Below are 11,152 nucleotides of genomic sequence, written 5' to 3'. Positions count from 1 at the left end.
CCGTCGCGTCTGTCACGGCTCGGGCCGTGCCGCGGGACCGGAGCGTTCCGCGGATTTGAATTTACTGGACGATTCCGGGCCGATCTTCATATATGAGGAGATCGGCCCGGAATCGTCCAAAATATTTTAATCTGCCTAAGCCGGTGAGGGTGATGTACCCAAAGGGCACGGTCCCCGGCTGAGCGTTTGCTCGGACCCGCGGGATCGTGCCCCTTTCGCAGCGGTGAAGGCGCTGGTCGCCGCGTCGTCGTTTAGCTGAGTGCGACCTCGACGTCCTTGCCAAGGAAGCCTGCTTCGAGGAGAACCTTCGTCGGGGTGCTGTCTGCCGGAATGTCAAAGACGAACTTGCCGGACAGCGTGTTGCCCGGATTGATCTCGTCCAAACCCCACGAGCCTTCGATGTGAAGTGCAGCTTCGCTCGAGTAGGAGTGCTCGCGGCCCTGCTCGTCGATGAGCTTCATAGAGTCGGTAAAGAACCTCTCGGCTTTGTTGCCGTTGTTGAGGATGGACGCGCTCACGATGACGAACTGCCCCTGGGCCTGGGCGCCAAAGTACTCGTTACCGACTTCGGCAATGCCAGGCTCAATGCCTTCAATTGTTACGGTAAAATCGCCGACCTCGACCGGCGTGCCAATGGTCGCAGCGGGCTCCTCGGGGGTGGTCGTCTCCTCCGGTTCGGCGGACTTCGTTTCCTCTTCTTCGGCCTCGGCGGTGTCCTTAGCAGGATTGTCCGTTTTTTCGGACGCGGTGGTGGCGGGGGCGGTCTCCGGAGAGTCACTCGAGCACCCCGTGAGGATCGCGGTGAAGCCGAGAACAAAAAGGGCGATGATAGCGGTCAGAATCTTGTACTGACCGATCCATGAGCGCTGCGTGTTGGCGATTGTGCTAGTCATGGTTGTCCGATCTATTAGTGCGAAATAACGTCAGAATAAGCTAAGCAGGTCTCCCCCCCCCGCAAGCCGAAAACGGAACTCAACAGGGACTTGCGCCCGCGGGCCCGCGATTGCGGGCCCGGCTGCTAACCTGGTCCAGTGACGAACACCGCTGGATATCACTGGCCGGGGCCGGGCGGCGTCGGCGCGCACCTGACGCCGGGGCTCTACGAGCGGCTCATCGACGCCGAACTGGCCGAAGCGCTCGCGGCTTCGGACTTGCGCGCGGTCAGCGGCAAGGTCGATAGCGCCGATGCCCCTCACGTCCTCGCCACCCACCTGGCGGCCCGGATCGAGAGAGCCCTCCAAGCAGCGAAGGGGCGCGAGCGCCTCGAGCTTGCCAATCGTCTCCTCGCGCTCCTCCCGGACGGCAGCGCACTGCAGGAAAGACCCGAGGTGGACCCGAAAAAGGAGCCCTCACCAGACCAGCTCCTATCCCTGTGGCCGGCCGGCTTCGATCAGGCACCCGGGCGCCCGGAGATCCCACTGGCCGACGTCGCCCTGTTGACGAACGGCCCGCAGGACCCGGGCCTGGCTGCGGAGCTCGTCAAGGAGATGGGCTCGGCCGACCGCATCGACCTCCTTGGTTCGTTCATCAAGTGGACGGGCGTGCGCACGCTCCTTCCCGGTCTGGAGCCCCTCGCCCGCCGCGGCGTCCCCATCCGGGTGCTCACTACCACCTACATCGGCGCCACCGACCGCAAGGCCCTCGACGCGCTCGCCGGGCTTGGCGCCCAGGTGCGGGTTAACTACTTCTCTGCCTCCACGAAGCTGCACGCCAAGGCCTGGATCTTCCACCGCAACTCCGGCTATTCCACGGCTTACATCGGCTCGTCCAACCTCTCGCGTAGCGCGATGACGGACGGCGTGGAGTGGAACGTCCGCGTCTCGCAGGTGGCCACCCCGCACGTGCTCGCCAAGTTCGCGGCGACATTTGAGACGTACTGGTCCTCGCCCGACTACCAGCCCTACGACCCGGCCACCGACTCCGCGCGCCTCGACGAGGCCCTGCGTGACGCGCGCGGGCTGCCCGGCCCGGGCACGACGTCGACCGTCACGGCTTTGACCGTGCGCCCCTACCCGCACCAGCAGCTCATGCTCGAGGACTTGGAGGCTGAGCGCGAGGGCGGGCGCCACGCGAATCTGCTGGTGGCCGCGACGGGCACGGGTAAGACCGTGGTGGCGGCGCTCGATTACGCACGGCTCATTGAGCGCCTGAACGGCGACGGCCGGCGCGTCCTGCCCCGCCTGCTTTTCGTCGCCCACCGCAAGGAGATCCTCCAGCAGGCGCTGCGCACCTATCGCGACGTGCTTAAAGACGGCTCGTTCGGCGAGATGTTCGTGGACGGGCAGCGCCCCGCCCGCGGCGATCACGTCTTCGCCTCGGTGCAGTCTCTGCAGGATCTGTGTGTTTTCGAGCCGGAGCGCTTCGACGTCGTCGTCATTGACGAGTTCCACCACGCGCACGCCGCCTCCTACCGCAAGGTCCTGTCCCATTTCCGCCCCAAGGAGTTGCTTGGTCTGACGGCCACCCCGGAGCGTGGGGATGGGGTGAGCGTGGCGGACGTGTTTTTCGGCGGGCGCATCGCCTCCGAACTGCGGCTGTGGGATGCCCTCGAGGCCGACCTGCTGGTTCCCTTCCATTACTTCGGGATTGCGGATGGCACGGACCTTCGCCGGTTGAGCTTCAGGCGTGGCCAGTACGATCAGGGGGAACTCTCCCGGCTCTACCTGGCCGACCGCGCCCGCGCCGCCAAGATCGTGGAAAACACGCGACAGTACGTGGCGGACGTGGGGCGGATGAAGGCGCTCGGATTCTGCGTCACCGTGGAGCACGCCCACTTCATGGCGGATTACTTCACCGCTTCCGGTATCCCGGCCCTGGCACTTGATGGCGGCTCGAGCCGGGCAGAGCGCGAGGCGGGGCTCGCGGCGCTACGCTCCGGGGAGGTGAAGGCCCTTTTCACGGTCGACCTCTTCAACGAGGGCCTCGACATCCCCGACATCGACACGGTCATCATGGCCCGCCCCACCCAGTCGGCCACGATCTTCCTCCAGCAGCTCGGGCGCGGCCTGCGCCGCACGCCCACCAAAGCCGTCCTCACTGTGCTTGACTTCGTGGGCCACCAGCACGCCGACTTCCGCTTCGACGTCAAGTTCCGCGCGCTCACCGGCCTCGGCCGCCGCAAGCTGCGCACCGCTGTCGAGGCCGGCTTCCCCTTCCTCCCAGCCGGCTGCCACATTGAGCTTGACCGCGTCACGCAAGACGAGGTGCTGAAGAACTTGACGCAGACGGTCAAGCTCAGAGCTGCCCAGCTCGTTGCTGACATTCGCGTTCACGCCGGCGATGTCCGCCCCTACACCTTGCGTTCCTACCTTCACGACGCCGACCGCTCGCTTGCCGACATCTACGCGGGCAACCCCACGGCAACTGTGCGGGGGCGCAAGATTCCCCGCACGTGGCAAGCCCTGGCCGGCCTGGCGCTCGGCGGGGGAAAGGAGATCGGGGAGGCGAGCGTGGTCGAGCTCGACTTGCTGCGCCGCATCCGTGCCTTCACCCACGTCAACGACCGCCCGCGCATCGCCGCCTACCGGCGCATCCTCGCGGCGCTTGCGCTTGCGGAGACGCCGGCGGAGGCGGAGGAGGTCCTGGCAGGCCTGGGGGAGAAGGCGGCCTACGCGCCGATGTTGTACTTCTCCCTGTGGCCGACGGGCGACCCCGGCGAGATGGCCGTCAAGTTGTGGGAGGCGGTCCGCTCGGGCGTCTTCCGCGCTGAGCTCGAGCAGGTGCTTGAGGTGCGCGAGGACGCGCTGCGGACCGTGGCGCGCCCGCTTCCGGGCAGGCTCGCCGGCGTGCCGGTGCTCAGCCACGGGCGCTACACGCGCGAGGAGCTACTGGCGGGCTTCGGCGTCGGGACTCAGGACGAAGAAAAGCCGGGCAACGTGCGCGAGGGTGTGAAGTACGTGCGCCACCTCGGGGTGGACATCTTGCTCGTCACGCTGCGCAAGTCCGAGGCCGACTACTCGCCTACCACCCTCTACCGCGACTACGCCCTCACCCCCAACCTCTTCCACTGGGAGTCGCAGTCCACCACGGGCGAAAACTCTCCCACCGGCCAGCGCTACATCACCCACGAAAGCCGGGGGACCGACGTCGTGCTGTTCGTGCGCGAGACGAAGGTGGGCGAGATCGGGACCGAGCCCTACACGTGCCTCGGGAGGGCGCGCTACGTGCGCCACAGCGGCTCGAAGCCGATGGCGATTGAGTGGGAGCTGGACCGGGCAATGCCGGCAATGTTGCTCGCGGCATCCAAGCTTGTCTCCTAGATTCGCTTGGGACATAAGACGGCATTTTGGGAAAGCCAGCGGGTAGAATTGGGACTGTGCGCGCACGGGCGCGTGAATCCAATGAAGGAGTTATCTACATGGCAAAGTCTCCAGTTACCGTTACCGTCACCGGCGCAGCTGGCAACATCGGCTACGCGCTGCTCTTCCGCATCGCGTCGGGCGCGCTGCTCGGCAATGACGTGCCGGTTCGCCTCAACCTCCTCGAGATCCCGCAGGGCCTGAAGGCCGCTGAGGGTACCGCGATGGAGCTTAACGATTCGGCGTTCCCGCTGCTTGAGTCCGTCAACATTTTCGACGACGCGAACAAGGCTTTCGACGGCGCCTCCGTGGGCCTTCTGGTCGGCGCCCGCCCGCGCACCAAGGGTATGGAACGCGCGGATTTGCTCGAGGCGAACGGTGGCATCTTCGGCCCGCAGGGCAAGGCTATCAACGACAACGCGGCTGACGACATCCGCGTGCTCGTGGTGGGCAACCCGGCCAACACCAACGCCGTGATCGCCATGCAGCACGCCCCGGACGTGCCGAAGGAGCGCTTCACCGCCATGATGCGCCTCGACCACAACCGCGCGATCTCCCAGCTCGCTGAGAAGACCGGCGCCCGCGTGGCCGACATCAAGCGCATGACGGTGTGGGGCAACCACTCCGCCGACCAGCACCCGGACGTGTCCTGGGCCACGGTCGATGGCAAGCCGGCCCTCGAGCTCGTTGACCAGGCCTGGCTGGACGAGTACTTCGTGCCCACGGTCGCCAAGCGTGGCGCCGCCATCATCGAGGCCCGCGGCGCGTCCTCGGCCGCCTCGGCCGCGTCCGCCGCGATTGACCACGTCTTTGACTGGGTCAACGGCACACCGGAAGGCGACTGGGTCACCCCGGGCGTCTACTCGGACGGCTCGCACTACGGCGTCCCCGAGGGCCTCATCTTCGGTTTCCCGGCCATCTCCAAGGGCGGCGAGTGGGAGATCGTCGACGGCCTGGAGATCTCCGACGCCACGCGCGTGGGCATCGAGCGCAACATCAAGGCTGCTCAGGAGGAGCTCGACGCGGTTCGTGCTCTCGGCCTGATCAAGTAAGCCACACCCGAAGATGGGCGGCCCTGCGGGGTCGCCCGTTTTCGTATGCCTGCCTACCGGGGGAGGGCCTGTAGGCTGGGCGTGAGGACGATCGGCGTGGCAGGGCCACGCAGCAGAGCGGAGGGAACGTGGACAGGTCCGAGGAACAGTTTGAGCGCATGCGCGCCAGCCAGCTCTACCGCGTGGAGGGCCACGCCTTCGACGTCGCCTTCGAGCGCTCGATGCGCCTTCAAGACGAAATCAACGCCCTGCCCACCGGCGACATGGAGGCGATCGCGGACCTGGCCCGCCAGCTCTTCGGCGCGTTCGGCGACGGCGCCGCCATCCGCACCCCCGTCCACTGCGACTACGGCGCCCACACCCACATCGGGGAGGGCGCGTTCATCAACTTCGACTGCGTCTTCCTGGACGTGGCCGATATTGTGATCGGCAAGAACTGCCAGATCGCCACGCGGGTCCAGTTCATCACCGCCGAGCACCCGCTCGAGCCCACCCCACGGCGGGAGGGCTGGGAGTCGGGCCGGCCGATCACGATCGGCGACAACGTGTGGCTCGGCGCCGGCGTCATCGTCCTGCCCGGCGTGACGATCGGGGACAACACGGTGGTGGGCGCCGGTGCGGTGGTCACGAAGGACCTGCCGGCCAACGTCATCGCGGTGGGCACCCCGGCACGCGTGTTGCGCCCGCTTCCGGACGACGCCGCTTCGGCAGAGCTGGTGCCCGAGCACCTACTCTAGGGCGAATATTTCTTACTCGCGTGTGGCCCCGAGTCCGCAACGGATTCGGGGCCACACGCGTGTTTGTCAAATCCTGCCTCCTGGCTTTGCGCCAAGTCTTGAACGCCTCCAATTTGGCTTTATTGCAGGAGTTTCTAGGGGTGGACGGGTTCCGTCCGTAATCCTGGGAGCTTTGGGCCGTTAATCACATTTTTGCTCCCGTAGGGTCGTAGGTACACAGGTCAATCGGTGATTCGTCATCCACCAACAGTGAAGTTGGCCGGAATTATTACCTGCTCCATCGCCTAGAGAGTTGACACAATGAACAAGAAAAACGAAGTACGAGCACAGGACTTGTCCCGCGGGCGGCGGTTCTTCCTCCTGACCCTCGTCTCCATGGGTAGCTCGATCATCTACACCCCTGCCTACCTCAAGAACGTCTTCTACGATCCGCTGATGGAGGCGCTTGACGTCACAAATGCCCAGCTCGGCCAGTTCCTCTCGGCTTACGCGATCACTGCGCTGATCTGCTACTTCCCCTCGGGCGTGATCGCGGACAAGGTGCGCGTGCGCACGCTGTCCTGGGTCGGCTTCATGCTGACAGCGGCACTGACTTTCGTCTACGCCACGTTGCCGTCGGTGGGAACGCTCATGATGGTCTTCGTGGGAATGGGTATCTCGACGATTCTCATCTGGTGGGGTATTCGCTTCAAGCTGGTTCGCCTCATCTCGGAGGAAGAAGAGTACTCGAAGAACATCGGTATTTCCTACGGCCTGTACGGCGCTGCTGGCCTAGCGGTTGGCCTCATCTGCCTTCTGTTTATCAAGTACATCGCCAGTGCCACGGACTCGATGCGGTGGATGCTCATCTTCCTGGGCGTGCTCATCTTTGTGCTCGGCCTTCTGTCTTTCCTCATCCCCAAGTTCGAAGGCGAGATTGCCGACAGCTCTCAGGGATTCAACCTCTCCGAGGTGGGCATGGCGCTGAAGAGCCCCGTGGTGTGGATGGCCGCGGCGATCATGTTCTTCGTGTACTTCTACTACACGGGCGTCACCTACACCACCCCCTACCTCTCCTCGGTTATGGGTGCCTCGATCGGCATCGTCTCGCTCGTGTCAATCGTCCGCCAGTACGGCGTCACCCTCCTGTCCGGCCCGGCCTTCGGCTTCCTTGCCAAGGGCGCGGGTAGCCCGACCCGCGTTATTGGCTGGGGCTCGGTGGTCGCCGTCATCGCCCTCGTGACGATCGCCTTCCTCCCGGCGGGAGCCGCGATGGCTGTCGTCGCCGCAATCATCGCAATCCTGCTCGGCTTCATTGCCAACGGCGTGTTCGGCATCGTTTCCTCGGCACTGACCGAGGGCAAGGTCCCGCTCACGATCTTCGGTACGGCGACGGGCGTCCTGTCGGTGATCGGCTTTGCCCCGGATACGTTCTCCTCCATTTGGTTCGGAGCCCTCATCGATAACAAGGGCAACGATGCCTACGTGGAGATCTTCATGATCCTCGCCGGTGCGGCGATTCTCGCCACCGCGTTCTCTTTCCTCCTCCACTTCTACGTGAAGAAGAACGAGAAGAAGCTTGAGGCCGCCCAGCTGACAGCGGCCGCGGAGGCCCAGGGCATTTCGCTGGAGGAAGCCGCTGACCTGGTCGGCGTCGATGAGGGCGTCGTCGCGGACGCCAGCGAGGACCTCGAGGGCTAGATTGTCATGAAAAGACTCGATGTGCCTGCTCTGTGGAGCAAGGCGATGGGCGCGGCGATTGCCAAGCAGGACCAGATTGCTGCTGGCCTGTACGCACCCGGCCAAACCCTCGCGCAGATGCGGGAAGGGTACCTCACGGAACGCCGGTTCTGGAACGAGGGTGGGCCCGCGATGGCCTCGACCGAGGATGCTGGCATCCCCACGTCGCACGGCGAGGTTGGGGTGCGCATCTACCGGCCCACTGACGGCACGCTCCCCATCATCTTCTACATCCACGGAGGCGGATTCGCCCTCGGCAACCTCGACACCCACGATCGCATTTGCCGCAACATCGCCGACGAAGCGGGCGCGGCCGTCGTCGCGATCGACTACACGCTCTCCCCGGAAGCCAAGTTCCCGCAGGCCATCGAGGAATGCGCGCAGGTGGTCCAATACGTGCGCTCTCACGCCAAGACATGGGACCTCGATAGCGGAGACATCTCCTTCGCTGGCGATTCCGGCGGGGCGAACATGTCGATTGCGACCTACCTCTACCTGCGCGACGTGATGAACGACGCCGGCGGCGTGCGCTGCTTCCTGCTGTACTACGGCTGGTTCGGGCTGAAGGATAGCGTGTCCATCCGCCTCTACGGAGGCGTGTGGGACGGCCTGACGCCGGAGGACTTCTCCATGTACAAGCAGCTGTACATCACGCGCGAGGCCGACCTCGATTCGCCCTACCTCAACATCTTCAACGCCGACCTCGAAGGCCTTCCGCCGGCTTACATCTGCGCAGCGGAGCTCGATCCGCTCCTCGACGACTCGCGGTTGCTGGCAAAGATCTACGAGACGCAGGGCGTGAGCCACGAACTCGAGGTCGTGCCCGGAGTGATCCACGCATTCCTCCACCACGGGCGAATGCTAGATGCGGCACGCCAGGTGATGGCGCATGGCGGCACATTCTTTACATCGATCCCTTCACCAACCCACCCAACTGGAAAGTAGGAACAATGGATTTCTCATTGACAGAAGAACAGCAACTGATGGCCGACACGTTCGTCGAGCTCATGGAGTCGCGCGCATGGGAGACGTACTTCAATGAGTGTGACGAGAACAAGGAATACCCGCAGGAGTGGGTTGAGGCCCTGTGCGAACTCGGCTTCGATCGCATCCTCCTGCCCGAGGAGTACGAGGGGCTTGGGCTCGGCTGGCAGGAGCTGACCGCGGTCTACGAGGCGCTCGGGCGCATGGGCGGCCCCACGTACGTGCTCTACCAGCTGCCGGGCTGGGGCACGATCATCCGCGAGGGCAGTGAGGAACAGAAGGCCACCATGTTCGAGTTCCTCGGCTCTGGCAAGCAGATGCTGAACTACGCCATGACCGAGCCGAGCGCGGGTTCGAACTGGGACGACATGCGGACCACCTACACGCGCCGGGACGGCAAGATCTACCTCAACGGTCACAAGACCTTCCAGACCTCCGGCATGAAGGTTCCCTACCTGGTGGTCATGGCGCGCAACGCAGAGGACATGTCCGTCTACTCGGAGTTCTTCGTCGACATGACGAAGGCCGGGATTACGCGCGAGCCGCTCAAGAAGCTCGGCCTGCGCATGGACTCGCTCGCCGAGGTCTACTTCGACGACGTCGAGCTCGACGAGTCCGACTTCTTCGGCACCGAGGGCGGCGCGTTTAAGCGCGGCGTCCAGGACTTCGATCTCGAGCGTTTCCTCGTGGCCCTGACCAACTACGGCCAGGCCTACTGCGCATTCGAAGACGCGGCCAAGTACGCCAACCAGCGCATCCAGGGCAAGGAAGCCATCGGGCGCACCCAGCTCATCCAGCTGAAGATGGCCGACATGATGATCGCCATCACCAACATGCGCAACATGCTCTACGAAATCGCGTGGAAGCACGACAACGGCCGCCTCGGCCGGGGTGACTGCTCGATGGCCAAGTACTACTGCTCGCAGGCCTCTTCGATGGTCATCGACCAGGCGCTGCAGATCCTGTCCGGAGTTGGCATCACCGGCGAGCACCGCGTCCAGCGTTTCTACCGCGACATCCGCGTGGACCGCGTGTCGGGTGGCACGGACGAGATGATGATCCCCGCCGCCGGCCGCGCCGCTCTCAAGGAATACCGCTAAAGGACCGAGGAAGGAAGTCATCATGGAAACCGTGAAGCCCTCGTTCGGAGTACTTGACGACGTCAAGGTCCTGTACTCCGCCGTGGAAATCGCAGCCCCGTCCGCCGCCGAGATCATGGCCGAGTGGGGAGCAGACGTCACCTGGATGGAGAACATCTGGACCGGTGATTCCGTGCGCGACACGAAGTGGGTCAAGGAGATGGAACGTCGCAACCAGCGCTCGATTTCCCTCCACCCCTTCTCCGATGAAGGCAAGGAGATCATCGCCAGGCTCGTCAAGGACGCCGACATCTTCATCGAATCCTCCAAGGGCCCCGCGTGGGCGCGCAAGGGGATCACCGACGAGTGGCTGTGGGAGATCAACCCCAAGCTCGTCATCGTTCACGTGTCCGGCTTCGGGCACTGGGGTGATGAGCAGAAGGTCAACGCCGCGGCCTACGACCTGACGGTCGCCGCCTACGCGGGCCTCGTCGCCCAAAACGGCACTCCCGAGCTGCCCACCAACCTCCACCCGTACACTGCCGACTACGTCAACTCGCTCATGGTGGTCTCCTCCGCGCTCGCGGCCTTGCACAAGGCCCAGATCACGGGCCAGGGCGAATCGATCGATCTTGCCATGTATGAGACGGCGCTGCGCGTGGGTACCTACTACATGATGGATTACCTCAACGACGGCGTGAAGTACCCGCGCCCGGGTGGCCGCCATCAGAATCTGTGCGCGATTGGCATCTACGAGTGCGAGGACGGGTTCCTCGGACTGTGCTGCTACGGAGTCGACCAGAACAAGTACCTGCTCGAGACCATCGGCCTGGGCGAGCTGTGGGGAACCGAGGAGTACCCGGAGGATACCTCCGCGCTGTGGCTTGACGGGCCGAAGGCGGATCTCATCCAGGAGCGCCTCACCGAGTACCTCAAGACTCAAAAGCGCTACGACGTCGAGCGCGACTTTTCCGCCCACCGCATCGCCGCCCAGGTGGTGATGGAGTTCGAAGACATCCTCGCGGAAGACCATGTGGCCAAGCGTGAGAACTTCATCGAGTGGGAGAACGCGGATGGCGTGAAGGTGCGCGGCTTGAACACCGTGCCGAAGTTTGCGCGTAATCCTGGCGGATTCTGGCGGCCGATGCCCCCGCTCGGCGGGGACACGCGAGACGTCCTCGAGCGGGCCGGCTTCTCCGAGGAGGACATCGAGCGGTTCGCGAAGTCGGGCAAGGTCAAGTTCGCCAACTAGCGAGCGCGGACACGATGAACAGATTGGAGGT

General features: G+C 64.4%; 8 protein-coding genes. 7 read left to right on the top strand and 1 reads right to left on the bottom strand.

Annotation, left to right across the window (positions count from 1 at the left end):
* Positions 1-251 precede the first annotated feature (251 nt).
* Positions 252-893, bottom strand: coding sequence for a DUF4352 domain-containing protein (locus HMPREF3174_RS00355; RefSeq protein ID WP_068538488.1), 642 nt, complete (start codon positions 891-893; stop codon positions 252-254).
* Positions 894-1,031: 138 nt separating this feature from the next.
* On the opposite strand from HMPREF3174_RS00355, the gene HMPREF3174_RS00350 reads away from it, so the two are divergent.
* The 7 genes from HMPREF3174_RS00350 (at position 1,032) to caiB (ending at position 11,121) form a co-directional block, all read left to right on the top strand.
* Positions 1,032-4,259, top strand: coding sequence for a DEAD/DEAH box helicase (locus HMPREF3174_RS00350; protein ID WP_210382910.1), 3,228 nt, complete (start codon positions 1,032-1,034; stop codon positions 4,257-4,259).
* Between the two features lie 98 nt (positions 4,260-4,357).
* Positions 4,358-5,350 carry a malate dehydrogenase gene (locus HMPREF3174_RS00345; RefSeq protein WP_062613895.1) on the top strand — a complete coding sequence of 331 codons (993 nt, stop codon included), beginning with the start codon at positions 4,358-4,360 and terminating at the stop codon, positions 5,348-5,350.
* Between the two features lie 128 nt (positions 5,351-5,478).
* Positions 5,479-6,087, top strand: a complete 609-nt coding sequence (locus HMPREF3174_RS09610) for a sugar O-acetyltransferase (protein WP_305798429.1) — start codon at positions 5,479-5,481, stop codon at positions 6,085-6,087.
* A gap of 300 nt (positions 6,088-6,387) precedes the next feature.
* A complete protein-coding gene (locus tag HMPREF3174_RS00335) occupies positions 6,388-7,767 on the top strand; it encodes an MFS transporter (protein ID WP_062613897.1) in 1,380 nt (459 codons plus the stop codon).
* A 6-nt stretch (positions 7,768-7,773) separates the two neighbouring features.
* Complete coding sequence (gene aes / locus HMPREF3174_RS00330; protein WP_062613898.1) at positions 7,774-8,751, top strand: acetyl esterase; 978 nt, start codon at positions 7,774-7,776, stop codon at positions 8,749-8,751.
* 5 nt (positions 8,752-8,756) lie between these two features.
* Complete coding sequence (gene caiA / locus HMPREF3174_RS00325; RefSeq protein WP_070447293.1) at positions 8,757-9,890, top strand: crotonobetainyl-CoA dehydrogenase; 1,134 nt, start codon at positions 8,757-8,759, stop codon at positions 9,888-9,890.
* A gap of 22 nt (positions 9,891-9,912) precedes the next feature.
* On the top strand, positions 9,913-11,121 hold the full coding sequence (gene caiB / locus HMPREF3174_RS00320; protein WP_062613900.1) for an L-carnitine CoA-transferase: 1,209 nt from the start codon (positions 9,913-9,915) through the stop codon (positions 11,119-11,121).
* Positions 11,122-11,152: the final 31 nt, after the last annotated feature.

Source organism: Trueperella sp. HMSC08H06 (assembly GCF_001808465.1).
Lineage (GTDB): Bacteria > Actinomycetota > Actinomycetes > Actinomycetales > Actinomycetaceae > Trueperella > Trueperella bernardiae.
Note: the sequence above shows the minus strand (reverse complement) of the source record. Positions and strands in the feature narration are given on the sequence as shown.

Bases quoted from the DNA above. Each gene is read 5' to 3' on its own strand.
- HMPREF3174_RS00355 (WP_068538488.1), bottom strand. From the start codon at position 893: ATGACTAGCACAATCGCCAACACGCAGCGCTCATGGATCGGTCAGTAC.
- HMPREF3174_RS00345 (WP_062613895.1), top strand. From the start codon at position 4,358: ATGGCAAAGTCTCCAGTTACCGTTACCGTCACCGGCGCAGCTGGCAAC.
- HMPREF3174_RS00335 (WP_062613897.1), top strand. From the start codon at position 6,388: ATGAACAAGAAAAACGAAGTACGAGCACAGGACTTGTCCCGCGGGCGG.
- aes (WP_062613898.1), top strand. From the start codon at position 7,774: ATGAAAAGACTCGATGTGCCTGCTCTGTGGAGCAAGGCGATGGGCGCG.
- caiA (WP_070447293.1), top strand. From the start codon at position 8,757: ATGGATTTCTCATTGACAGAAGAACAGCAACTGATGGCCGACACGTTC.
- caiB (WP_062613900.1), top strand. From the start codon at position 9,913: ATGGAAACCGTGAAGCCCTCGTTCGGAGTACTTGACGACGTCAAGGTC.